Here is a 23,961-nt window from a genome sequence, read left to right as displayed (position 1 = left end):
TATGTCGCCGCCATGAGAACCTGCGTGGAGCTGAAGGGAAGCGTGTCTGTGGCTCATAACCCCTCTTTTTCGCCTAAGTGGGCCCGGATACATGGGCACGACTACGTGATCACGGTGGGCATATGTAGAGAAGGTTATACAGATGTGGTAGTGGACGCCGCAGAGGCGGGGGATAAGTTCAGAGCGCTTCTAGCCTCGATAGACGGGAAGTACCTAGCCTCCCCTCTCGAAAACCCGCCGCTTGAACCCTCGGGCGTATATACAGTGCCGTGTGGACAACCGGGCGTGAGCGGGGAGTGTTTGGCGAAGTACATAGCTGAGCTGATGGGCGCGAGTTGGGTGCGGGTGTGCGAAAGCGGGTTGGGATCGCCTTGTTTCTACTTCGAGAGGTAGCCCATAAGGATATATATGGAAGGCGCCGTTTCACATGTGAAGGTGAGGGTGAAGTTCCTGGCAACGTTGTACGAGCGGACCGGGGTTCTCAAGACGGAGGTGGAGATACCTGAGGGCTCGTCTGTCAGAGACCTCATAAAGATCCTGGACTCGCGCTTCAGAGGACTTGAGTCTGAGTTGTTGGACGAGAGCGGAGGTCTAAAGCCCATGTACAACGTTCTGGTCAACGGCAGAGCTGTGGAGTGGCTTAACGGCCTAGCCACCGCGTTAAGGGAGGGCGACGAGGTGGTCTTTATACCCCCCGCCGCTGGAGGCTGACCGCGGTTTAGCCGCTACCGCCGGCGGCAGGGGTCCCAAACGGCGTAGTCGCCGCATCCGTAGCTCGCGACGGCGCTACAGAACACGATAACGTGGTCCCCCACGTCGTGTTCCCCCTGGTATAGGCACTCGACGGCTCTAGAGGCGTCGCCAAGCGTTAAACAAGGCAGCGCTCTACACGGCGCGACGGAACCCCACCTCTCCAACTTCCGCTCGCCGGGTTTCCCGAAGACCTCATACGCCCTATCGGCGTCTTTCACAAGATTCACGGAAAACACGCGGTGTCTTCTGATGAGCTCCAGCGTCTTTCTGTTCTTGTGGAGGGGGATAGCCACCGTCGGGGGCTCGCCCGGTATCACAAGCGGCCACCCCACCACGGCGCCGTGGTCGGCCACCACCACTACGAGCACGGGGGTCGGTAGCGGCGAATTTTCACATGCCACATTTATAGACATGGCCCCCTCTATATATATGGAGTACGAGAGATCCAACGTCACCACCGTGATCCTGCCCAAGGCCCTCATCAGGAAGGTAGATAGGCTCGTCACAAGCGGCTATTTCAAAAACAGGGGAGACGCGATAAAATACGCCGTTGAGAGGCTACTTGAGAAGTACTCGGCCTAGTAATCCCGCGCCCCTCAACGGCTACGTAGGCCGCTGCAAGCCGCCTGCCGCGATCCCCTTCACAGACGGCGTGAGAGGGGGCTAGAGGATCTCGTACCTCCCGTCTGGGTAGATCCTGGCGCCGGCGCGGCGGGTGGCCCAGCAGGAAAACACTATCCCTATTGAAAACGCGGCGGGGTGTCGGTAGATGTACTCGATGTGTACGTCTAGTGCTGTGATCCTTCCCCCAACCCCGTGGGCTCCTATGCCGAGTTTGTTTATAGCCCTTAGTAGCTCCTCCTCCATCTTTGCAACCTCGGGCTCCGGGTGGCGCGAGCCCACCGGTCTCAGCGCCGCGGCTTTCTTAGCCAACTTCGCCGCTATGTCCACAGAGGGGCCTATGCCCACGCCGACGATGACAGGCGGACAAGGCATAGGCCCGGCGTCGACGACGGCCTCTAGAACCAGGCGGGGTAGCTCCTTCATGGCGACGCCTGGGGGCAGAGTGAAGGCTTTGCTCGGTAGCTCGGTTCCTCCGCCCTTGGGCACGTAGTAGAACTCTAGGTAATCCCCGTCGAATAGCTCAACCTCAAACCAGGGAGCTCCCACCCCCGTATTGTCGCCTGGGTTTTTCTCGGTGAAGGGCTGGACCGTGTTGGGCCTCAGCGGTAGCTCCCTTGTGACCTCTCTAAGCGCTTGTGTCAATATGTCGTATATCTTGCTTCTCACGGGGAAGCGGTCACCCAGTTTTACATAGAAGTTTGGGAAGCCGGTGTCTTGACACACTGCCGCTTTTTTGTCCGTGGAAAGATCAATGTTTTTCAATATGGCCGATAGCTGTATCCGAGCCGCCTCGGCCTCCTCCTCCTCTTTGGCTCTCTTCAGCGCGGATGCCACATCTAGGGCGGGGCCGACGCTTGCCCGTATGATGGCCTCCTTAGCGGCTTTGAGAATGACGTGCTCCAGCATGCCGCTATGCTGACGTGGATTAAAATCTATTACTCTACCGGGAATGTTTATAACGCGGGCTCGAGCCTCCAACATGGCCACATACAGTTTGAAAACGCCCCTCTCTAGCGAAGATGTGGCTAAGCTCCGGGTCGGCGATACGCTCTACATAAGCGGGGTTGTGGTCAGCGCTAGGGATTCCGCGCATAAGAGGATGTTGGAGCATATAGGGCGTGGAGAGGCGTTGCCGGTGGACCTAAGAGGCGGCGTTATATACCACGCGGGGCCTGTCGTGAGAAAGACCGAGAGGGGGTGGGAGGTGATAAGCATGGGGCCCACCACCTCGGCGAGGATGGAGGCCTTTGAGGCAGATGTGATCGAGAGGCTGGGGGTGAAGCTGGTGGTGGGCAAGGGGGGGATGGGGAGGAGGACCGCGGAGGCCATGAAGAAATATACGGCCGCCTACGCTATATTCACAGGAGGGGCTGGAGTCCTTGCGGCGAAGGCGATAAAGAGGGTTGTTGACGTGTATTGGCTAGACCTGGGCGTAGCCGAGGCCATGTGGGTTCTTGAGGTGGAGAACTTCGGGCCGCTGACGGTGATGATAGACCCCACTGGCAGAAACTACTACGACGAGCTGAGGGAGGAGGCGAAGAGGAGGATACCTGAGATCTTGAAGTCCCTGGAGTGGCCTCATTAAGTTTTTAACTGTCCGGCGGCGGAACCGCGTGGTTTTCGATCTGTTGCACCCCCGGCTACAAGCGGCGATCAGGGAGCTGGGCTATCTGGAGCCCACGCCGGCGCAGGAGAGGGGGATACCCGCAGTTTTATCGGGTTCCCACGTTTTAATAATCGCGCCCACCGGCTTTGGGAAAACAGAGGCGGCGCTCTTCCCCATAATTTCCAGGATGTTGGAGGGGGGCGGCCGCGCGCTCTATATAACGCCGTTGCGCTCGCTAAACCGCGACCTCCTCCGCCGGCTCTACGCGCTTGCAGAAGCCCTTGGGCTATCGATGGCGGTTAGACATGGGGATACCCCTGAGTCTGAGAGAAGATTGCTTGCGACACGTCCGCCGGATATCTTAATTACGACGCCGGAGTCCCTCCAGATACTTCTCCTACACCGCCGCCTGCGGCGGAGCCTAAGCTCCGTGCGTTTCGTAGTTGTAGACGAGGTACACGAGCTCGTGGGGAGCAAGCGAGGTGTACAGCTAGCGGTGGGGCTTGAACGTCTCGTGGAGCTGGCGGGCGAATTCCAGAGGGTTGGGCTCTCCGCGACGGTGGGCAACCCGGCGCTTGTGGCTGAGTTCCTAGGGGGCGTCGGTCGAAGGGTGGAGATCGTCGACGTGTCGGGGGAGAAGAAGTTCGAGGTAGAGGTGGTTTTGCCTACGCCGACCGACGAGGACTACATAGACGCCGAGAAGCTAGACGCGACGCCCGAGGCCGTTGCCAGAGTTAAGAAAGTCGCCGAGTTTGTGAAATCCTCGGGAGGCGCAGTGTTGGTTTTCACGAATACTAGAGACGGCGCTGAGTTCTTGGCGTCAAGGCTGAGGAGCCTCCTAGGTTCAGTGGTTGAGGTCCACCACTCGTCTCTGTCTAGGGAGCACAGGGTTTCCGTCGAGGAGCGGCTCAAGAGAGGCGAGCTGAAGGCCGTGGTTGCCACCTCCAGCCTAGAGCTGGGGATCGACATAGGCGAGGTTGACCTCGTTATTCAATACGGCTCGCCTCGCCAGGTGGCTAAGCTGATCCAGAGAGTAGGCAGAAGCGGCCACAGGCTGGGACAGATCTCGCGGGGAGTCGTAGTGGCGTCCGATCTAGAGGACATGCTGGAGTCTGAGGTCATATCCGCCATGGCCCTGGCGCGTTTGATAGTAGACGATGTGGAATACCACGAAAACGCGCTTGACGTCCTCGTGCACCAGATCGTCGGCATAGCGCTGGAGGCTAGAGTAGAGGGGAGAGATATCGACGTTGGATACGTCATGCGGGTGGTGAAGAGGGCCCACCCCTACAGGAACTTGACCGAGGACGACCTCAAGCTCGTCCTCGACTTCGCGGAGAGACATAGGTTGCTGAGGGGGCTGAGGCCCAGGAGGGGAAGCGTGCGTTACTACTACGAGGGGGTGTCCACGATACCAGACGAGAAGAGCTATAGGGCGGTGGACGAGACCACCGGCAGAGTCGTGGGGCAACTAGATAGGGAGTTCGTATACGCTATTGAGCCAGGCACTAAGATTGTGTTGTCGGGGAGGGTGTGGGTCTTTTCCAGGAAGGAAGGCGAGACGGTGTATCTATACCCCGATTTCGACATCACGGGAGCCCTCCCCTCGTGGATAGGCGAGCAGATACCGGTCCCGCGGCAGGTGGCACAGGAGGTATGCACAAAGCGTGCAGATCTCCTCAGGGAGGCTCTAGAGGGCCGGGGCGATCTGGAGGCGGATCTCGAAGGTCTAGAGCCGGATCTCGTGCCGATGTCGGACAGATTACATATACACATCGTTGGTGGGAAATACGCCGTATTGCACAGTTGCCTAGGGTCTAAGGGTAACGAGGCGCTGGGTCTCTACCTATCCCACGCCCTCTCGGGGTACGTGGGACCGGTCGGCTATAGGGCAGACGCCTACAGAGTCCTGCTCATCTTTAGAGACCACGTGCCCGTAAACGCGCTCGAGGAGATGCTTAAGAGACCCCCCGAGTTCATCTTTAGAACGTTGAGAAACGCCGTGAAAAGCTCCAGGATGTTTAGGTATAGATTTCTCCAAGTGGCTAGGAGGGTTGGTCTAGTGTCGAAGGAGGCGGAGGATGTCCCGTCTAAGTTAGTAGACGTATATATGGACGACGTACCTGGGATAGAGACGTTGAACGAGATCTTTGTGGAGAAGCTGGATGTGAAAGCGTTGCTGGATCTTGTGGAGAGGATTTCCGGGGGAAAGCTACAGATCGTGGTGAGGCGTTTGGCTAAGCCCACATTGTTGGAGAGGCCCATTTTAGAAGAGGCGCTTAGGCTGGACTTCACCTTCAGAGGGCTTTCAAGGGAGACCCTCGCCGATTTGGCGAGGAAGAGGATATTGAACAAATTCGCAACTCTTCTGTGTCTCAACTGCGGCTGGACTTTCACAGCCCGCGCGTCAATGATCCCGGAGGACGTCAGCTGTCAGAGGTGCGGGATGAGGGCTCTGGCCGTCGTGAAGGGGGTGGACCTGGAGAAGGCCCGGCAGGTTTTAAACAAGCACAAGCTTAGGCAGAAGCTCAGCGCCGAGGAGAGGAGGCTCCTGGAGCATCTACAGCAGAGCGCCTCAATTGTGCTAGAGCATGGAAAAACCGGAGTCATAATTCAGCTAGCGCACGGCGTTGGCCCAAAAACCGCGATTAGAGTGTTAAACAAGGTCTTCGAAGGCGCCGACCTCTGGAGCGCCATCTTGGACGCCGAAAGACAGTATTCCACGACCAGGGCCTTCTGGGACTAAAAAATCATTCAATTCCCTTCGACTTGAGGAATTCCTCGAACAGCCTCTTGGCTCTTTCGGCTACGGGCCCTACCCCTTCTACGCCGACTTCGCTGACGCGCACCTTGTCCCCTATGAGGACCGTGTTGGTCTCCTCGACATATTTAACCATACCTGGGAAAACCTTCTCGGCGTGTTTTGCAAACTCCCTCAGGTCTATCCTTTTTTCGACGCTGTCTATGTGAACGATATATCTATACATGATAAACACACGGACGAACTTCTCCCCGGCTTTACTCGCGGCGTTGGCCAGCACTATGTTCAACTGGTTATCTACCGCATGCAGCACGCCCCTGTAGACCTCCCCATTAGACAAGACTACCTGAACCTCCCTACCGATGAGGTTGTTCAACTCGGCGACAAACCGCTTGCTTGCTTCAGCTAGAGTTGTTGACATACCGCACGACGGGGGATGTGTTTTTAAACTTATGTCCACTTCGCCGACAATCCCCCGTTGTCTAGGGACCCCGGCCATGCATTTGCCGGCCTTGGGGGACACAACGGCCTTTACGTCCGCCGAGCCCTTCCGCAGAGCTGGTAGATACACCGAGCTCTCTGGAGAAGGCGGGTTGTAGAAGGGGGAGAGGTGGGCTATATGATTCCTATGTAGACCTTATCGCCTATCTGGAGGGGGAGCTCCTTCATTATGTCTAGCTGTAGTCCACCTATGGAAATCCTGGTGATGCCATCTCCGATGTAGTAGACTATCCCCCATGCGTAGATCTTATACTTCTTCATGTCTTGGTCTTTCTCCCTTTGTATGACCAGCTTGACTTTATCCCCTTTCTGCAGGCTAACGCCTAGCCTTTCCAGCGGTATCTCTATCGTCGCATTTACCTCACCGCTGAGTTTTATTACGTTTGGCAGATCGTTGGTGATGTCAGAAACCTCGAGCAAAAACTCCATGTGGCGGCTCGTAAAAATCTGTATAAAAACGTTGATGACTGAAGTTCAAAACTTTTAGAAAACTCTCTCTTCGTATATCTTGTTATAAGGTATTGATTAAAAAGATAGAGGAATGCAACGACTCATGATTTGTCCGTACTGCAGTTCTGACAAAATAGTGTTGCGAGACGGCGAGTATGTGTGTACAGAGTGCGGCACGGTTGTGGGATACGAGGTGGTGCCGCCCAGAGTTAAGCTAGCTACGCCGGTAATTAAAAGCCGCCGCATTATAGCTCTCTTAGAGGAGGAGGACAAACAAACCGTGAAGATGAAATACAGCGACATGGTAAAGTTCTACATCTCAAAAATCGCAAGAGAGCTTGGCGTTGCCGGAATAGAACAGGAGGCTATGCGGCTTTTTTCGGTGTTGGACAAAAGAGCTTACCAGGGCAAAAGCCCAAGGGCGGTGGCGGCGGCTGTGGTATACCTGGCCACAGAAAGGGCGAGGTACCACGTACACAAGCGCGATATAGCCGCTCTGGTGAACATAAGCAAGTTCACCGTGAGAGACACCGTGTCCAGGCTTAGGCGCTATGTACCAGCTACTGACTAGAATACTGGAGTGCGCCGAGTGTCGCTATTCATGCAGAGAAAAAGGCCTGTGCAACTTCACGGAGGAGGAAATCGAGGACGTTGTGAAGTTGGCATCCAGGATTTTCAAGAGAGACCTAGACGCCACGTTGGACTTCAGATACGGACTCTTCAAGAAGATAAAGGGAAGCGCTGCGCTTAGGGCGACGCTCGCCACAGTGGGGCTGGAGGAGCTTGCGCCGTATCTTGAACAAGACGATGTGGAGGATCTCCTGCTGATACCGGGGAGGCCGATCTACATAACGAGAAGAAGCGGAAAAGAAAAGGGGCAAGAAGTCGCCACGTTGCGCCTCGTGAAAAACCTCATGAGGCTTGCCTACCTCAAGGGAGTTGAGCTAACGACGGCGACCCCCTCCCTCAGATTCGGCATAAGAATCGGCGAGGTGAGGATGCGCATCTCCCTGGACCTCCCGCCCGTGGTGCCCTCCCCGCAAGCATACGTCAGGATACACAGAAAAAAGCTCAGAATCGGCGACCTCCTAAAAAGCGGATTTCTCACATTGGAACAGCTACAGGAGATCTACAGATATGTGAGAGAAGGAAAGCACATAGTCGTGACGGGGCCCCCAGGCTCTGGGAAAACCACCCTCTTGGTTGCTCTCGACGATATAATCCCCCCAAATCTTCAGAGGGTCTATATAGACGAGGCTGACGAGTTCGAGGAGGATCCCGACAAGAACCAGATAAAGATCCATAACGTCAACAAGATGCGTGAGGTCTACGCCTCTCTCAACAGGAACATAGACGTAATATTCGTCGGGGAGCTTCAGTACGAGGATCACTTCCACGCTTTTAGAACAGCTACGGAAATGGGAATACAGACCCTCGCTACTATGCACTCCACCAGCGTTGAAGGCGCGCTGAGAAGGCTGGCGAAGTACGTAGAGGTAGAAAACACAGCGATTATACAGCTCTCCAAAACCTACGGCAAGAGGATAGAAAGAAGGGTGATCGATATATATGTTAAGTGACTACATCGCGCAGAAAATACAGGAGATAGAAGAAAAAACCTACAACAAGCTGGTTCTCGTGTTATCGATTACGTCTTTGACAAGCGTGATGACGAGCGGGATAGCTGTCGTACTCAACCCATCGCTAAAGTACCTAGCCACGGCCACACTGGCGGCGGGGCTCCTCATCTCCCGAGAGCTGGCCAAAAGAGGCGCTAAAAAAGCTAGAAAACTCCTTGCGGCGCCGGAGAAAGAGCTAAGGGTGAAGACATACTTCGCAAAGCTGAAGGACAGCTACAACGCCCGAGAGTTTCTAGAAAGGCTAGCACGTGAACCAACCGTAGAAGACCCGCTCGTAAGAAGAGAAAGAAAGGCCGTAGACGCGGCCGCCCCCCTCTACAGTATAAAACACGAAACTCTGAAGTCTAAGCTCAGGATTGTAGCCTACGCCACCTCAATAGCCGTGGCGCTACCCCACCTCATCATCACAAAAGACTTGGTAATAACGCTAGCAGTGTTGTTGATACTACTGGCCTGGAGAAAGACGTGAAAAACTAATCATAAACATTGCCTTCACCACTGCGCTAATATTCTACACTTGAAAATTGCCAGGAAGGTAATAAGAGCCCTCCCGTTCTAAAAGCCGTTGAATCCCATACCAGCGAAAAATTTATAAGTAATCATGTGATTGATCATGTGATCACAGCAGTGTCGTGGAGGGGGGTGGGATACGGCAGAGCCATGATGGCCCTCAGGAGGAGCAGAGTGAAGAGAGATGTGTTGAAATACCTCTGTTCCATCTACCCAGAGTCGGCCTACCCAGCGCTGATAGCAGACGCCGTAGGCGCCAGCTACGAAAACGTCCTAGGGGCCCTGAGGGGGCTAGGCGGCAGGTACAAGGCAGAGGACTCGCTGTGCGGGCTTGGCCTCGTCGAGGAGGTGCCCGTCGGCAGAGTTAAGCTGTACAGAGTCAGAGACCTGGAGATATGTAAGGCGTTTGTAGATGGCTATGAGACGTAGCGCCAGCGGTCTTGAGGAGAGGTTAGTTAAACTACTCTTTATAAAACACCACGATGTAGACACAACGCTACGTAATCTATCCCGCTTGCTAAACGCCCCCTACAGCACTGTGAGAGACGTCGTGTATAGACTAGAGGCAGAGGGGGTGGTGAAGGCGATTAGACTCGGGCGGGAACACCTAATAAAGCTCAAGGACTTGTCCAAGACGCTGGAGCTGGGCTACCTCACGGAGGACTTCGTCGCGGAGAACTTCGGCCATGTCACCCCACTTCTGGCTAGGAAAGACGGCGTATACCTAAGCGACGAGCTCTACATCACCCTGCCCTTTAGGACGAAAAGACATGAGGCCTTTACGAGGCTGATAGAGCTAGATTTAAAGGCGAGGGAGAATATGGATCCCCACCTAGCGAGGCTGGGGGAGTGGCCGAGGCTCAGCCTCCTCTTCTACCGCGTCGTGCTGGTGCCGGAGGACGAGAATAGGTTACAGTGGATACGTGGAGTTGGTCTGGAAAGCTTAGGCTACTATGAACCTGCCTACGGCTTCTTTACATTTCTACTCTACGTACTTAAGAAAATGACAGCGCTGAGCTGGGAAGAGGCATACTGCAAAGCTACCCAGCTGATAAAGGAATATGTAAGAGAGACAAGGAGCGGAAATAGCATAATAGAAAAAATAATTGATAATATAATAGAAAATATGAAAGGTATATGTGTAGAAAGTTAAGAGATAAAAAAATATTTTCTATTTTCATTTAATTAATTTATGATTTTTGCCCTTGTCCACACGCAATGAATCAGCAACAGAACAGTAGCGCTTCTTTAATCTGCGTATTTAGTTCCACTACTGCGATTTTTATTGTCGTCGGCATGTTGTCGCCTTACCAATAACTTTTTATAATGGGTTTTGCAACTACAATATCAACTGCAGTAGTAGTTACTAGACATTGTATTTTAGGTTTGTAACATCTGAAGGGTATGATCACCAGCACCACTTACCACGTATTAGGACCTTCTAAAATTGATAGAGATGCATGGGTGGTTTATCATCCCTTTTCCCAGTCGTTTCTAGAAGTAGACATAAAGACAGGACAAAAATTTTTATCTATTGCGCCAAATGGCGACGTTTTTACATGCAATTTGTTAATTACCGAGTCCAAGGGGTGCATAGGCAACTTGTTACATAATAATATTAAAGAAATAAATCAAAATTATAAATATATTGTGAGGAAAATTTTACCTGAAGTGCTAATTAAAGATTATACACAGATGCTCTTTGAACAATGTCCACTTAAAAACACAGAAGAGGTAGTAGAAAATAGTAAAGAACATCTAAGGCTTATATATGATGGCATGCTCAGCGTGGTTTATGAATTTGCTAAAACTAACACTTTGACCAAAGTAGGTCAGAATATCGAATTACTAACAAAGAACGTATGAAGAGTTATTGGTACTACGTTCTTGAGTTTACAAAGAGGTATTGGATAGACGAGGTGGTAATTTTCTCGCTGTGGGGCGCCATGATAATTCTCGGCGTTGTCCAGGCGTTATTCATCAAGCAAGTCATCGACGCGGTGGTGTACGGGGTCAGAGACGCCAGCGCGCTGGTCCTCCAGATCGCCGCCGTTGTCGGAATCGCCTTTTCAATACCCGTCTTAAATTTCCTCTCTGAGTACAGAGCGGCGGTGTGGACGCAGAGAGCTATCATCGACGTGTCGCACCGCATAGTCCACTCGACTGTTCTATCCCCCGGCAACAGCAGGGGGGAGGTTCTGTCGCGGATAAGCGGTGACGTCCTTAACGTGGTGTTGTACCTCGCCCTGCCGCTGGACGTGGCTCTGCAGGCGGCGAGGTTCTTAGCCGTGGTGGCCGCGTCGCTCTACATATCGCCGGAGATCACCATCTTCGTGGCCCCCTTAATAGCTTTGTACCTCTTAGTGGCGAAGAAGCTTGGGCCGCCCATATTGGAGTGGGGGAGGAGGGAGAGGGAGCTCTACAGCCAGTGGTTTAGGCGAATTAAGGAGGTCGTGGACGGGGCCCACAGCCTCTACAGAGCCGGAGTGAGGGCCTTGCCCAAAATCCTGCTGGAGGCCTCGGAGAGGTGGCTCGCCGGGTACAAAAAGTATGAGCTATACTCAAAATCCCTCGGCTTCGGCGCCAACGCCATCACATACGGCGTGCCTAACCTCGCCTTCGGCCTCGGTCTGCTCCTTTCACTACAGGGAGTTGCCACCGTCGGCGCGGCCGTAGCTATGAGAACCCTTCTGGTAGAGGCATTTGAGCCGCTTGCCCAAATAGTGATGAAATCAGGTTCATACTACCAGCTCAAGAGGTCGTTTGAAAGAGTAGCCCCGCACCTCGACGCTGTTGTGGCTGAAGCGCCAGCGCGTGGAGAAGCGCATGTAGTAGTTGAGAGAGTTACGCTGGGCTACAACGGAACTGTGGTGTTGCGTTGCGCTGACGTCGTCTTTAGGCCGGGGGATTTCGTGTGGGTGCGCGGGCCTACTGGTAGCGGTAAGTCGACGTTGGGAAAGGCCTTGGCGGGCTTGGTAAAGCCTCTGGAGGGGGAGATCAAGGCGCCGAGGGCCATCTACGTGGGTAACGACGACTATATTTTCGACGCCACTGTACGTGAGAACATCACGCTTTGGGAGGACTTCCCAGAGGAGGAGGTGAGGAGAGCCGCCGAGCTAGCCCAGATAGACTTCCCGCTGGACAAAAAATGCGGCGAGGGGGGCTCAGAGCTCTCAGAAGGCCAGAGACAGAGAGTACTGATAGCGAGAGCTCTATTGAGGAAACCCCAGCTACTGGTGTTGGACGAAGTGACCTCCGGCCTAAACCAAGAGGTGGAGGAGAGGGTGCTGGATGCGTTGAGAAAAGTTGTTCCTATAGTCGTAGTTATATCTCATCGGTCTACGGCGGCGAAGTACGCCACGAAAATTATAGAGGTGTCCGGCGGAGTCGCTAAGTTGGTGGAGGCCCGGCGGCTTAATAGTACTTAAAGCCTAGTTGCGGCGCCACCTCCCGAAATCACCTTCTGCAGAGGCACAGGCCATATTTACGTATAACCGCCCCCCTCTACAGTATAAAACACAAAACGGTGAAGTCAGGATTGTACCCTACGCCCCCTCAATAGCGGTGGTAGTACCTCATCTAATAATTACATAAAGACATAGCAATAATGTTGGTAGTGTTATTGATTGTAGTGGCCTGGAGAAAGACGTGAAAAACCTAGTCAGATTCCTCCTTCTTTCCCTCCTCCTTCTTCTCCTCCTTCTCTAGCTTAGATGCGGCTATAATCTCGTCGATCCTGAGGATCATCGACGCAGCCTCTACCGCTACCTTTAGAGCGTTGAGCTTAACTGTCAGAGGCTCTATGAGGCCAAGCGCCGCCATGTCTACCACCTTGCCTTGGTACACGTCGAGGCCGTACTTCCAGCCGTCGGCCTGCTCGTGCTTGTGTGTGAGCTCAGTCAATATGTCGATGGGGTCGAGACCTGCGTTCTCGGCGAGGGCCTTCGGTATAGCCTCAAGAGCTCTTGCGAAGGCCTCAACCGCGTACTGCTCTCTCCCACCCACCTTTGTGGCGAAGGCCCTCACCGCCTTAGCAGCTTCGATCTCGGCGGCTCCTCCGGCGGGTAGTATGTATGGCTCTTCCACGACGTCGGCCACGACGGAGAGCGCATCGTCGAGGTTTCTCTCGGCCTCGTCCACAAGCCTCTCGAAGCCGCCTCTCACAAGTATGGAGACGGCCCTCGGGTTCTTGCACTGCTCAACAAACACCATCTTCTCATCGCCGACGCGCCTCTCCTCGACAAGCCCGGCGAAGCCCAAGTCGGCCTCGGTGAGATCCTCAATGCTTGTGACAAGTCTCCCTCCCGTTGCTCTGACGAGCTTCTCTATGTCGCTACGCTTGACCCTCCTCACGGCGAGAATACCCGCCTTGGCTAGGTAGTACTGCGCGATGTCGTCTATGCCCTTGGTGGTAAACAGAGCGGTTACGCCTAAAGCCTTGAGCTTGTCCACATACCCCTTCAGGATCTTCTCCTCCTCCTCAAGGAAGGCCTTCATCTGAAGCGGGTCGCTTATTCTAATCTCGGCGTCTATCTCAGGCTTCTCCACCTCCAACGGGGCGTCAAGTAGCGCTATCTTGGCGTTTACCACGCGTTTAGGCATGGCGGCGTGGACGACCTCCTTATCCACGATAACGCCGTATACCAGCTGTGTGTCGAGGAGCGAAGCGCCGTGCTTCTTCACTATCTGGATGTTGTCAAGGTCGACGTAGTATTTCCCATCTCTGGCCTCGGCGACCTGGAGCACCGCCTTCACGGCCAAGTCGGCGAAGTACTCCTTCACAGTTTCGGATATTTTGCCTCCCATGGACGTCATCGCGATCTTCTTCAGGGTATCGGCGTCGTTTCTGTTCACGGGGACGGCGACCTTGCGTAGGTGCTCAGTCGCCACGTCAAGCGCCTTCTTAAATCCGCTTACTATCACCGTCGGGTGGATGTTCTTATCGAGAAGCTTTTCAGCCTCCTCGAGGAGAGCCCCGGCGAGGACAACCGCCGACGTGGTGCCATCTCCAGCCTCCTCTTCCTGAGACTTCGAGATCTCTACGAGCAGCTTCGCTATGGGGTGTTGTACGTCCATCTCGTCTAAGATCGTCGCGCCGTCGTTCGTGATCGTTATATCGCCGAGGGAGTCGATGAGCATTTTGTCCATACCCTTTGGACCCAGCGTCGTCCTCATTACCTCGGAAATTGCTCTGGCTATCATTATGTTAAGCCTGAGCGCCTCCTTGCCGAAAGCCCTCTGCGTGCCCTCCTTCAACACTAGCACTGGCACGCCGCCTATCTGGGTTAACACCGCCTGGCTCATGGCTTTACAAAAATTGTGTATATAAAAACTTTACGCCGATGAGACAAAAAGGCCTCCCGCAGGAGCTACAGAAGCTCCAACGTCCGCGCAAGAGGCACAGCCCCGTCCTCGCTCACGTAGACGGTGTCTTCAAACTGTGCGACATACCCCCTCGACCTCTCCACCAACACCTCATACCCCTGCAACACGCCGGCCTTCAGAGCGCTCTCTATATCGGCATCGGAGAGCTGTGGAAACCATCGTGGAGAGAACGGCAGAGGTCCGGCCTCGGCGCTTACCACATCGATGACGTGTTGATGCGTCTTGTGTCTCATGCGGACGAGCCTATATATGGTGATATCTCTCCCATCTGTCACATAGCCCTCCCCGTTTGTGGCAAACGGCTCTACGGCATACACATCGCCGACGGCAAACGCCTGCGAAGCTGTCTTGTCCGGGTAATTGGGCACGACGTACCCCGCATGCAGTATGTACCGCTCGATCTTATGGCCTGTGAGGTTGTATATCGGGTTAAACCCAAAGCTCTTGATGACCCTCTCCACCGATTCGCCCACCTGCCACGCCTTAACCCCCGGCTTGACGGCGCCTAACGCGGTCTCCAACGCCGCTCTCGCGGCCTTAGCCAAGTTCGAAAACACGGGGCCGACGGCGATAGTCACGGCGGCGTCAACAATATAGCCATCCCTCTGCGCGCCCACATCGATCTTCACCACGCCCGTCTTCGGAAGCCTGAGGACATCCCCCCTTCTCGCCGTGTAATGCGCCGCCACCTCATTGATACTTACATTAACGGGAAACGCGGGCTTCGCGTCGTTAGCCCTTATGAACCCCTCTACCTTTTCACAGATCTCCAAAACCGGCGTCTCCGCCTGCGCCAGATCTATTGCGTATTTCAACGCCCTGTGTACAACATCGCCAACCTGCCGCAGAACTCTCAACATCTCGCAAAACAGACCCAGGGGTTTATAAAATAAAACGGCAACTACGACACAAGGCCGGCCTCCCGCCGTCCACGCGCCCTCTAAGCCGCCAAACTCCCGTGGACAAAGAGTTTATAAAGTGCAGTATAGAGGTGCACACATGGGTGCCTTAACCATAGTGGCTAAGTACATGATCGTCGCTCAGATAGAGGTAAACGGAAGCGTAGATAAATCAGACATCATAGGGGCTTTGTTTTCACAAACTGAGGGACTACTTGGCAAAGACATGGACCTAAGAGAGCTCCAGATGATGGGCCGCATAGGGAGAATAGAAGTGGACATATTCGAGAAAAACAGCAAGACAAAGGCCAAGATCTACATACCCAGCAACCTAGACCGCTACGAGACGGCGCTGGTAGCGGCTTTGATAGAGAGCATAGAAAGGGTGGGGCCCTATCTCGCCAACATAAAGGTGCTTGAGATCAAGGATCTGCGCGAGGAGAAGAGAAGGAGGATAATTGAAAAGGCGAAAGAGCTCGTAAAGATGATCGAAGAGGAGATCCTCCCCGACACAAAAGAAATCATTGAAAAGCTAAAGGAAGACGTCGCCAAGGCGGAGATAGTGGAGTACGGCCCCGAAAAGCTCCCCGCAGGCCCCGACGTAGAGAAGTCAGACTCCGTGATAATAGTCGAGGGCAGAGCCGACGTTGTAAACTTGGTAAAACACGGGTATAGAAACGTGATTGCGATAGAGGGCATAAGCAGGGGTATCCCGCAGACCGTAATAGACCTAAGCAAGAAGAAGTCGGTGACGGTGTTTATCGACGGCGACAAGGGAGGAGAACTCGTCCTCAGAGAGCTGTTGAAGGTGGCGCACATAGACTATATAGCCAGAGCCCCTCCGGGCAAAGAGGTAGAGCAACTAACGGCAAAAGAGATAGCGAAGGCCCTGAGGAACAAGGTCACGCTAGAGGAGTGGCTAGCCCAGCAGAAGGCCGCAGGCGAGAAGACGGAGGCGCCGGCTCAACCCACGCAACAGCAACCGCCTCCGGCGGAAGCGCCTATACAGTTCCCCTTCGACATGTCGAAGAAGGTGGAGGAGATGCTTGGGACACTGGAGGCCGAGATATACGACGCCAACTGGGGACTTGTGAAAAAGCTACCCGTTAGAGAGCTACCCGACTTCCTCACGGGGGAGGGAGACTCCTTCTACGCCATTGTGATGGACGGCATAGTGACACAGAGAATAGTGGACTTAGCCGCGAAGAAGGGGGTGAAAGTCATAGTAACAGCCAGGGTAGGCCCGTTGACCAAGGTGCCGGAAGACATGAAGATAATAACTTTCGAAAAGCTCACTCAGAAGGTTGCCTAGAAAAAGTCGAGTAGGGATCTCTCGGATTTTCCAGTTTTCAAGTCGGCCTCCTTAACTCCAATTACCTCCGCGATTCTCAAAGCGGCTGGTATTATCTGCCGTTCTATGTAGTACTCGACGTCGATCTTCTTCACGTCGTCTAGGAGGATGTAGGGGAGCGCCTTCTCAGAGATCTTGCCTCCGCCTTTGACAACTACGTAGCCCACCATGTTGCCTTTCCCCACCTTGTAGCCGTGCCTCTTCAAAATCAACGCCGCGTGGACGTGAGGCGGATACGCCTTATACTCCCCCAGTTCTTTATCCAGGGTTTTCCATATAATCAAGTCGTCTACGTTGAATTTGTATTCCCTAAGTCTCTCTATTATCTCCCTGACGTATTGTGTCACGCGTCGTCTGGCCTCCGCCACGTCTCTCGAATTCAGAATTATCTCCACGACCTTCAGCTGTACCTCTTTGGCGAGCTCGCTCCAGTCCCCCCGCACGACCTCAAACCCCACTATGTCTATACGCCCATCTCTCAACAAGCCGGCGTACCTCTTCTTGGCCTCCGTGAAAAGCACCTTGGCGTAGTCCTTATCCACCTTTATCTCTATGCCGTACTTCTCCTCCACGTACTGGATGAGCTTATCCACGTTCACATGCTTTTTGACAAATAGGCTGTCTGTGTCGCCGTATACAACCACGATGCCCAGCCTTCTAGCCTGTTCAATAACGTCTTTTAGGATCGCTCTGGCAAAAGCCGTCACAGACTCGGCTACCTCCCGCTTGTACCACCGGGCCCCCACCCAGCCCAGGTATCCATACATGGCGTTGGCCATAACCTTGAGGGCGCGTTGTCTCTCGTCTAAGATCCTAAACTCCGGCGAGTCTGGGGGGTACCTCTTAGCCTCCTCTCTTACCGCCTTCCTAAGCTCCACCAAGCTCTTCAACACCTGGGGGACGAAGCCGAGGGGGCTTCTCCTAAACCTATGTCCCACCTCGGGCGCCGCGTTTACGCCCTCGGGCGGATCCGGCTCGCCGGGCTCTAGGTATGTATCCGGCGACAGGTTGTACTTCATCATGATGTTGGGGTACATGGAGGAGAAGTCGAGCACAAGCACGTCTTCGTACATCCCCGGCTTCGGCTCAAGCACGATGGCCCCCTTATACGGCTCGTACTCCCTCTCCTCTCTGTTCGGGGCCACCTCGCCCAAGCGGTACGCGTACCTAAGAAGCATCCACTCCACCCTGTTGCCAACGCTCGCCGCCGCCACTTGGTCAAGCGGTAAACCAGATACGGAGGAGAGCTGTATTAAAAACGGCAGGAGCTTATCCGCAAGACCAAGGGTAGACCGCACGTCGTCAAGAACGTACTGCCTAAGCAGAGGCCTTTTCCCCGGATCTCTCCAGTACTCATAGATCTTGTGGCCCGGTATCAAAACCCTCTCCTCGCGCCTCATCACGCCGAAGTACTCGGCGACGCGGTCCAGAGTCTTCAGCTTAATCTCTGGAAACTCCTCTACGATGCCGTATAGATCCACGTTCGCCCTCCCCACGATGGACCAATGCCCATATACGCTCTGTTGTGGGAGGCCGCCCAGCCTATCAACTCTAAGCGGTACGCCGATTGCCCTCGCCCGCCCCGCGAGATAAGGCCAGTCAAAGCCGTTTGAGTTGTAGCCCACTACTACGTCGGGGTCGTAGCTCTTGACGAACTCGACGAAGGACCTCAAGACGCCTCGGTCGTCCCTTCCCTCGGCCTCAAAAACCTCCTCTCTACCGTCGTCTGTCTTCACCGCGATCATCACCACGGGATCCCTTGCAGGATCCGGCGTACCCCTCTCGTTGTACACCTCTATATCAAACGCCAGAACCCGCAACGGAGGCGGAAACCCCCCGGCGGGCCCCAGCCACTGGACCACCGTGTACTGGGGCAATCCCCCCACTTTGCCGCCCCCCTCCACCTCAGCCCTATTCCAACTACAGGGGAGAAGCCCCACGTCAATCATATAGCGCATGTAGAAACGGATGTCGGCCTCGTATACGCCGGCCACGCCGGGTATCTGCGCCGCCGCCTCCCTCAGCCTCCTCACGTCCTCGGGCACACGTGCAACCACCATCAGGAACCTCCTCGGCCGGCCTAGAAACCTCCTCTCAGCCGCAGATACCTCATCCACGGGGGCCACCCGCGACAGCGAGCTTTTCACAACGCCTACCTCGCAGGTTGGGCAATCGACGTAGAAGTAGGGCTTGAAGGACCTATCCACCAACACCACCCGTCCTCCCCCCTCCGTCAACCCGAAGACCCTCACCTCGGGGTACCCGCCGACCACCGCGTACGTCACATCTAGAGGCCAGATCTTAAGTTCCACAGAACCACAAAACTCATATAAATAAATTACAAACGCCCTCCATGGAGGCCCTCAAGAGGTGCCTCGAGCAACTCCCCAGGAGGCCGGGGACGCCGCATGGCCACATAATTCAGTGGCTCATCGAAAGGCTTGAGGAGACATGAAGCTCTACCTAGCCCTAGCCGTGTTGACCACCGCCTACATCCTGGCGCTGACCTTAGGCGCCACCCAGGAGCCGCGCTCGTTGCTGTGGAACGGCATCGTGGGCTTCATGCTCTCAACGTCTCTCGTCCTCTCCGTGGTGCCCGTCGCCGGGCCTCTGCTGTATGAAACCGCTTCGCAGATCCTCTACAGCTCTCTAAACCCCCCGCTCCACCTAACCCACCTCCTATGGCTACTGAGGCTCGCCTCCTGGGCGATAAACCTGGCGTTTACCTCAGCCCTAGTCCTCTACGTGTTGCAGATAAAGAGGGCTAAGGCCAGGAGGATAATCCGGGCGTTGCTGTTCTAAAGCCCCGGCCGGGATTCGAACCCGGGACCTCCCGCTGTCTCGCCAGCGGCTACGAGGCCTGCGCGGGGCTGAGCCCCAGGGCGCTCCGACCGGGCTGAGCTACCGGGGCTTAACGACAGGTTGTCACAGGTTAAAAAGTTTTCCGCGGAAGCGCTAGGCCCTCTCCTCCCTTATGTACGGCCTCGCTAGCCACCTCGGCACGCCGGCCTTAAGCCTCGTCCTACCTGCGACGGTTTGTACAATAGCGAGCACCGCGATGGTCACCGCGTAGGGCGTTACGTTAAGCAGATACGGCGACACGGCGAGGTACCTCTGTAGCACGTATGAAAGCGACATAAAAACGGAGGGCACGATGGAGGCCCCCACCGCGATCAGAGGCGACCACAGGGAGATCATGGCCGTGATAACGGCAAGGGACCCCCAGCCCACCACCAGCTGCTCGCTCCAGCTACCGTAGTATACATACACTAGGTAGACCCCCGCCACAGACGCCAGCAACCCCTCTACGGCCCCAGCTATCTTCCTCACTCTGTAGACGTCGACCCCGATTAAGTCCAGCGAGGCGGGGTCATCGCCCGAGGCCTTAATCGCGAGGCCTAGCCTGCTCTTGAGCAGAAAGTACACGGCGGCGGCGACGAGCGCGGCGGCTAGGTAGGCCTCTGTGCCGTGCACCACGTAGGTCTCCACCGGTTTCCCAACTACATCTTTAGCGATCTGAGACCCCACGCCGTATCCAACCATCGTGAAGGCGAATCCCGTAAGTATCTGGTTCATGGCAAGGTCGTTAGATAGGAAGTAGTACAGCAGGTTGTACAACGTCCCCACAACGACGGCGGCGGGGATGCCCCAGGGAGGGCCAACCACGGCCGCCACCGCGGCCGACAGATAGACCACCCCCTCCAGGGCTAGGTTCAACACCCCGGCCCTCTGCCCCACGATTGCCCCAAGCGTAGCCAGCAGAATAGGCGTTGCGCTCCGGAGAGCCTCGGAGGTCAGCGCAACGGCTTGCTCTACCGCCATACCACCCTGTATTTATACAGAAGATGTCCAGCCAAGCCCCAGAGCAACGCAATTCCGATGAGCGCGTTGGCCACCAACGCTGGGAAGTTGGCGGCCGTCTTTAAGTTCACCGCCACTTCGTAGAGCCACGCTATATACAGCGACGAGACGGCTACGCCGAGGGGGTGGAGACCGCCGAGCCAAGCCGCGGCTATTCCGTATAGCCCAAAGCCCGAGCTTACCTGTTGCAGAGTTAGGTAGCGGCCCGAGTCCCTCGTCATTATCTCCACGGCCCCCGCCAAGCCGGCGACCACCCCGCTCAACACAATGGCCGTGAACACCAGTAGCCTTGGCCGCCCCCCGGCGTACCGCGCCACGTCTTCCCCAGAGGCCAGCAGACGAAGGCCGAGGCCAAACCGCGACGTATATAGGACAACAACGGCGGTTAAGACGGCAAGGAGCAGAAGCTCAGCGTATACGACGGCCATGGGAGGAGCCTCCACGGTGACCACGAACCCCTTCTTGGTCGGGTCCTTCAAAACCGTTTCTACGAAGTACCGCGCCACGTAAACCGCCGCAAGAGCCGTCAAAAACGTGGTCACGGCCTCGTTTACGCCGAGGAAAGATCTAAGGAGGGCGGGGACGGCGGTCCAAGCCCCGGCGGCCGCCGCCGCCAGCAATAGGCCCTCCGCCGCGTTTTTCGCGGAAACGGCGGCCAGGGTGCCCACGATGGCTTGTCCCTCTTGGCCGATATTCCACAGCCCAGACCTATACGACAAGACGCCTGAGAGCCCCACCAGCCCCACCACCACGAAAACCCTGGCCAAGAAGCCTAGGTCAACCCTCGAAAGAACGCCGATGGCCGTGTCGACGTCTCCGCTGGCCGCGAAGACCACCAACAACACCGTGGCTAGGGAGCCGGCGAAGGCCAGGGGGTAGGCAAGCGGAGACGGGGCCTTCCTCTGTATCAGCCTCATACGGTCATGGCCTCGGCGATTTCCTCCAAGTCGAAGGGGGGAGTAAACTCGGCCACCACCTCCCCCCTAGAGACTACGTAGATTCTGTCTGCGCGCTCCACGGCCTCATCCACGTCCTCCAAGCTAACCACGGCGCCTCCCCTCACCCTGGATCTAACCAACGCATAGAACTTCTCAGCCGTCTCTAGGTCGAGGCCGCGGGTGGGGTACGAGGCGACGAGGATGTACGGCTCCCTAAGCCACAGCTCCCTCGCCAGGAGAAGCTTCTGTTGGTTGCCGCCTGAGAGAGCCGCAACCCGGGCGTTGGGGCTTGGGAAGTCTATGTCCAAGGCCTCTTTAGCCTCCATGAGCTTTTCAACGCACCTGTTTATACACCTAATCCTAAAGTTGTCGACGACGCTTAACTCCTTAGCCAAGGCGTACCCCCTGTCCTCCGGCAGATAGGCCACACCCCTTCTCAGGAACTCGTGGAAGGGCTCACCGGTTAGATCTACGCCCTCTATGTAGACTCTGCCGGCCCGCGGCTTCTTGAAGCCGGCCAGCAGAGCCATCAGCTCCTCTTGGCCGTTGCCGGCGACTCCCACCACCGCCACGACCTCCCCCCGCCTAATTTCGATGTCGGCTTTCCGTATCTTCTCCCCGGCGATCCCCACGGCCCTATATACAACCTCCCCCGCCCCTCTAGACCTCTGGGAGCCCCTCCTAACTACCCCCTGGAACATGGCCTTGAGGAGGGTCTCCTCGTCGTACGGCCTCTCGTAGGTGGCCACCTTCCTCCCCCTCCTCAGAACCGTGATCCTATCCGCCACCTCTATGGCCTCCCTAATCTTATGCGTCACAAACACCACGGCCTTCCCCATTGAGGCCAGCGCCCTCACGGTCTCCAGAAGCCTCTTCGCCTCCCTTGGCCCTAGAAGCGCTGTGGGCTCATCCATGAGGAGGATTTTGCTCTCGCGAGCCAGCGCCTTGACGATCTCAACCCGTTGCTTTTCGCCGACGGTGAGCTCGCCCACGTATTTATCCAGCGGTAGCTCCACGCCAACCCTACCCCCCAGCTCCACCGCCTTCTCCACGTCGACCCCCGACAGCTTCAGATTCTCCTCCACGGTTAGGGTGTCCACAAGGGCGAAGTGCTGAGATATCAACGCGATCCCCAGCTCAGCCGCGTGGCGCGGCGACTTTATATCGGTCTTCCTGCCGTCTATATATATAGCCCCGCCGTCCGGCAGATAAACGCCGTATAGGATAGATATAAGCGTGGACTTCCCAGCGCCGTTTTCCCCAAGAAGCCCGTGGACTTCCCCCCTCCCCACCTCGAAATCTACGCCGTCAAGGGCCACCACGCCTGGAAAAACCTTCCTAATCCCAACCGCCTTCAAAAAAGCCATTTGTTTATGTGGGAAGCTGGCCGTAGCCCTCGACGAACCAGTCCATGTTGTAGAGGTCGTCTTTGCTCAACCTCATCCTGTCGGCTACCCTGAGGACGCCCTTCATGTCCTTGATAGGCCCAGTGAAGGGGTCCCACACTCCTTCTATGACCTCAGCCCTCCGCTTCTCGACGTACGCCTTTACCTCCTCCGGCACGGCGGGGTTCAGCGGGAGTATTATGTCGGTTGGGTTCTTCTTGTAGTCGTAGTACCTGTACGAGTTCTTCATGCTCCACCAGTAGTCGCGGGGCCTCTCCGGCGGCCACTCGGACCACAGCGCCGTCTCGCCAGAGACCCAAGCCAGATACGCCCTGATGGCCATCTCCACATACATGGGGCCCCAGTTGACCACCTGTCCTGTTAGGTGGGCTTTGGGGCCGTAGTTCGACATATCGCTGTAGTGCGAGAACGACCACACGGCTTTCCCCCTTCTCTGGTACTCCTCCGCTGTTTGAAGCACCGTGGGGGAGTCCTCGGTGAAGGCCAACACGTCGGCGCCGTTTGACTCCACAAGCGCCACGGCGGCCTTCTTGGCGCGCTCTGGGCTATACCACTCGCCTAGCTGCACCACGTCCATGGTGACCTTGGGGTTGACCTCCCTAGCCCCTAGCAGAAAGGCGTTCATATGGCGTATGACCTCCGGTATTAGGAAGGCCGCCACGTAGCCCAGCTTGTTGGTCTTGGTCATCCTGCCGGCTACGATGCCGTTGAGGTAGTAGGCCTCGTAGAGGTCTATGAAATACTCGGCGAAGTTGGGGAGACTTGCCCGCTCGTCTTGGCTCTTGAACTCGCCGGAGCAGTGGGCGAAGAAGCGGTCTGGGTAATCCCTTGCGGCCTTCTTGGTGGCGTCCATATAGCCGTAGGACGTGGTTATCACCATGTTTGCCCCGTCGGCCACAGCCCTCTTTATGTAGTCGTAGGCCTCCCCCTCGGGCACCTTCTCCGTGTATGAGGTCTCCACTATGCACCACTTCTTCGGGTCTGGGCAGAGGGCGCTCTCGAGGTATTTTCTGCCGACGTCGTGCGCGTGCGTCCAGCCGTAGTCGCCTATAGGCCCCACGTAGATGAAGTGAATTTTCATCTTAGGTAAGCCGGCCGCCGTACTAGGCGCCGTTGTTGCCTCAGCGGGCCGCGTCGTGGCCGTTTTCTCCACGGCGGTTTTAACGCTCTGTAGGGCGAGGTAGGAAGCCCCGGAGCCAACTATCGCGCCGGCCGCAAAAGCGGCGACGGCCTTAAGCCATTCCCTCCTGCTGGCCGACATGACGCTGATGTTTAA

General features: G+C 55.8%; 25 protein-coding genes and 1 tRNA gene. 14 read left to right on the top strand and 12 right to left on the bottom strand.

Going from position 1 to position 23,961, the window contains the following annotated elements; translation table 11 throughout:
- Positions 1–12: 12 nt before the first annotated feature.
- On the top strand, positions 13–393 hold the full coding sequence (locus tag TNEU_RS06750; RefSeq protein ID WP_012350684.1) for a 6-pyruvoyl trahydropterin synthase family protein: 381 nt from the start codon (positions 13–15) through the stop codon (positions 391–393).
- Between the two features lie 36 nt (positions 394–429).
- Positions 430–711, top strand: coding sequence for a ubiquitin-like small modifier protein 1 (locus TNEU_RS06745; RefSeq protein WP_148682396.1), 282 nt, complete (start codon positions 430–432; stop codon positions 709–711).
- A gap of 14 nt (positions 712–725) precedes the next feature.
- On the opposite strand, the gene TNEU_RS06740 is transcribed toward TNEU_RS06745, so the two are convergent.
- Complete coding sequence (locus TNEU_RS06740; protein WP_012350682.1) at positions 726–1,166, bottom strand: flavin reductase family protein; 441 nt, start codon at positions 1,164–1,166, stop codon at positions 726–728.
- Positions 1,167–1,182: 16 nt separating this feature from the next.
- Here TNEU_RS06740 and TNEU_RS06735 point away from each other — a divergent pair, with 16 nt between their 5' ends.
- Positions 1,183–1,335, top strand: a complete 153-nt coding sequence (locus TNEU_RS06735; RefSeq protein ID WP_012350681.1) for a ribbon-helix-helix domain-containing protein — start codon at positions 1,183–1,185, stop codon at positions 1,333–1,335.
- A gap of 81 nt (positions 1,336–1,416) precedes the next feature.
- On the opposite strand, the gene TNEU_RS06730 is transcribed toward TNEU_RS06735, so the two are convergent.
- Positions 1,417–2,283, bottom strand: coding sequence for a fumarate hydratase (locus TNEU_RS06730; RefSeq protein WP_012350680.1), 867 nt, complete (start codon positions 2,281–2,283; stop codon positions 1,417–1,419).
- A 73-nt stretch (positions 2,284–2,356) separates the two neighbouring features.
- Here TNEU_RS06730 and TNEU_RS06725 point away from each other — a divergent pair, with 73 nt between their 5' ends.
- Both TNEU_RS06725 and TNEU_RS06720 read left to right on the top strand, forming a co-directional pair.
- Positions 2,357–2,962 carry a FumA C-terminus/TtdB family hydratase beta subunit gene (locus TNEU_RS06725; RefSeq protein WP_012350679.1) on the top strand — a complete coding sequence of 202 codons (606 nt, stop codon included), beginning with the start codon at positions 2,357–2,359 and terminating at the stop codon, positions 2,960–2,962.
- Positions 2,963–2,990: 28 nt separating this feature from the next.
- Positions 2,991–5,729, top strand: a complete 2,739-nt coding sequence (locus TNEU_RS06720; protein ID WP_012350678.1) for a DEAD/DEAH box helicase — start codon at positions 2,991–2,993, stop codon at positions 5,727–5,729.
- A gap of 4 nt (positions 5,730–5,733) precedes the next feature.
- Here TNEU_RS06720 and TNEU_RS06715 read toward each other — a convergent pair whose 3' ends face one another.
- The gene (locus TNEU_RS06715) at positions 5,734–6,165 is read right to left on the bottom strand and encodes an Lsm family RNA-binding protein (protein ID WP_012350677.1); all 432 of its coding nucleotides are present in this window, start codon (positions 6,163–6,165) and stop codon (positions 5,734–5,736) included.
- 194 nt (positions 6,166–6,359) lie between these two features.
- Positions 6,360–6,674: a hypothetical protein gene (locus tag TNEU_RS06710; protein ID WP_012350676.1), complete on the bottom strand. Its 315-nt coding sequence runs from the start codon at positions 6,672–6,674 to the stop codon at positions 6,360–6,362.
- A gap of 124 nt (positions 6,675–6,798) precedes the next feature.
- On the opposite strand from TNEU_RS06710, the gene TNEU_RS06705 reads away from it, so the two are divergent.
- The 7 genes from TNEU_RS06705 (at position 6,799) to TNEU_RS06675 (ending at position 12,273) form a co-directional block, all read left to right on the top strand.
- Positions 6,799–7,266 (top strand): TFIIB-type zinc ribbon-containing protein, encoded by a 468-nt coding sequence (locus tag TNEU_RS06705; protein ID WP_012350675.1) that lies wholly within the window; start codon positions 6,799–6,801, stop codon positions 7,264–7,266.
- Positions 7,247–8,275 (top strand): ATPase, T2SS/T4P/T4SS family, encoded by a 1,029-nt coding sequence (locus tag TNEU_RS06700; protein WP_012350674.1) that lies wholly within the window; start codon positions 7,247–7,249, stop codon positions 8,273–8,275. The genes TNEU_RS06705 and TNEU_RS06700 overlap by 20 nt, the downstream gene beginning before the upstream one ends.
- Positions 8,265–8,804 (top strand): hypothetical protein, encoded by a 540-nt coding sequence (locus TNEU_RS06695; protein ID WP_012350673.1) that lies wholly within the window; start codon positions 8,265–8,267, stop codon positions 8,802–8,804. Before TNEU_RS06700 ends, TNEU_RS06695 begins: the two co-directional genes overlap by 11 nt.
- Before the next feature lie 146 nt (positions 8,805–8,950).
- Complete coding sequence (locus tag TNEU_RS06690) at positions 8,951–9,274, top strand: archaellum operon transcriptional activator EarA family protein (RefSeq protein ID WP_012350672.1); 324 nt, start codon at positions 8,951–8,953, stop codon at positions 9,272–9,274.
- Positions 9,264–9,998: a TrmB family transcriptional regulator gene (locus TNEU_RS06685; RefSeq protein WP_148682395.1), complete on the top strand. Its 735-nt coding sequence runs from the start codon at positions 9,264–9,266 to the stop codon at positions 9,996–9,998. The genes TNEU_RS06690 and TNEU_RS06685 overlap by 11 nt, the downstream gene beginning before the upstream one ends.
- Positions 9,999–10,249: 251 nt before the next feature.
- Positions 10,250–10,711 carry an SPASM domain-containing protein gene (locus tag TNEU_RS06680; protein ID WP_148682394.1) on the top strand — a complete coding sequence of 154 codons (462 nt, stop codon included), beginning with the start codon at positions 10,250–10,252 and terminating at the stop codon, positions 10,709–10,711.
- Entirely contained in the window at positions 10,708–12,273 is a 1,566-nt protein-coding gene (locus TNEU_RS06675; protein ID WP_012350670.1) for an ATP-binding cassette domain-containing protein, read from the top strand. The genes TNEU_RS06680 and TNEU_RS06675 overlap by 4 nt, the downstream gene beginning before the upstream one ends.
- Positions 12,274–12,502: 229 nt before the next feature.
- Here TNEU_RS06675 and thsB read toward each other — a convergent pair whose 3' ends face one another.
- Together thsB and map are read right to left on the bottom strand one after the other, a co-directional pair.
- Positions 12,503–14,149, bottom strand: a complete 1,647-nt coding sequence (gene thsB, locus TNEU_RS06670; RefSeq protein WP_012350669.1) for a thermosome subunit beta — start codon at positions 14,147–14,149, stop codon at positions 12,503–12,505.
- A gap of 65 nt (positions 14,150–14,214) precedes the next feature.
- The gene (gene map / locus TNEU_RS06665) at positions 14,215–15,090 is read right to left on the bottom strand and encodes a type II methionyl aminopeptidase (RefSeq protein WP_012350668.1); all 876 of its coding nucleotides are present in this window, start codon (positions 15,088–15,090) and stop codon (positions 14,215–14,217) included.
- A gap of 139 nt (positions 15,091–15,229) precedes the next feature.
- Between map and dnaG the strand changes: the two genes are divergently transcribed.
- Positions 15,230–16,441 carry a DNA primase DnaG gene (gene dnaG / locus TNEU_RS06660; protein WP_012350667.1) on the top strand — a complete coding sequence of 404 codons (1,212 nt, stop codon included), beginning with the start codon at positions 15,230–15,232 and terminating at the stop codon, positions 16,439–16,441.
- Here dnaG and TNEU_RS06655 read toward each other — a convergent pair.
- Positions 16,438–18,792, bottom strand: a complete 2,355-nt coding sequence (locus TNEU_RS06655) for a DNA-directed DNA polymerase (RefSeq protein WP_012350666.1) — start codon at positions 18,790–18,792, stop codon at positions 16,438–16,440. The two genes, dnaG and TNEU_RS06655, sit on opposite strands and share 4 nt — an antisense overlap.
- 139 nt (positions 18,793–18,931) lie before the next feature.
- On the opposite strand from TNEU_RS06655, the gene TNEU_RS06650 reads away from it, so the two are divergent.
- Positions 18,932–19,282, top strand: coding sequence for a hypothetical protein (locus TNEU_RS06650; protein WP_012350664.1), 351 nt, complete (start codon positions 18,932–18,934; stop codon positions 19,280–19,282).
- Here the strand turns inward: TNEU_RS06650 and TNEU_RS06645 are convergent.
- The 5 genes from TNEU_RS06645 to TNEU_RS06625 all read right to left on the bottom strand — a co-directional run bounded on the left by TNEU_RS06645 (position 19,283) and on the right by TNEU_RS06625 (position 23,946).
- A tRNA-Thr gene (locus TNEU_RS06645) sits at positions 19,283–19,391 on the bottom strand.
- 44 nt (positions 19,392–19,435) lie between these two features.
- Positions 19,436–20,302 carry an ABC transporter permease gene (locus tag TNEU_RS06640; protein WP_012350663.1) on the bottom strand — a complete coding sequence of 289 codons (867 nt, stop codon included), beginning with the start codon at positions 20,300–20,302 and terminating at the stop codon, positions 19,436–19,438.
- The gene (locus tag TNEU_RS06635) at positions 20,293–21,258 is read right to left on the bottom strand and encodes an ABC transporter permease subunit (protein ID WP_012350662.1); all 966 of its coding nucleotides are present in this window, start codon (positions 21,256–21,258) and stop codon (positions 20,293–20,295) included. Before TNEU_RS06635 ends, TNEU_RS06640 begins: the two co-directional genes overlap by 10 nt.
- The gene (locus TNEU_RS06630) at positions 21,255–22,646 is read right to left on the bottom strand and encodes an ABC transporter ATP-binding protein (protein WP_012350661.1); all 1,392 of its coding nucleotides are present in this window, start codon (positions 22,644–22,646) and stop codon (positions 21,255–21,257) included. Before TNEU_RS06630 ends, TNEU_RS06635 begins: the two co-directional genes overlap by 4 nt.
- Before the next feature lie 4 nt (positions 22,647–22,650).
- Positions 22,651–23,946, bottom strand: a complete 1,296-nt coding sequence (locus tag TNEU_RS06625; RefSeq protein WP_012350660.1) for a BMP family ABC transporter substrate-binding protein — start codon at positions 23,944–23,946, stop codon at positions 22,651–22,653.
- Positions 23,947–23,961: the final 15 nt, after the last annotated feature.

The organism is Pyrobaculum neutrophilum V24Sta (assembly GCF_000019805.1).
GTDB classification, from domain to species: Archaea; Thermoproteota; Thermoprotei; order Thermoproteales; family Thermoproteaceae; genus Pyrobaculum; species Pyrobaculum neutrophilum.
The sequence above is the reverse complement of the archived record's forward strand: the minus strand, read 5'-3'. Positions and strand labels throughout refer to the sequence as shown.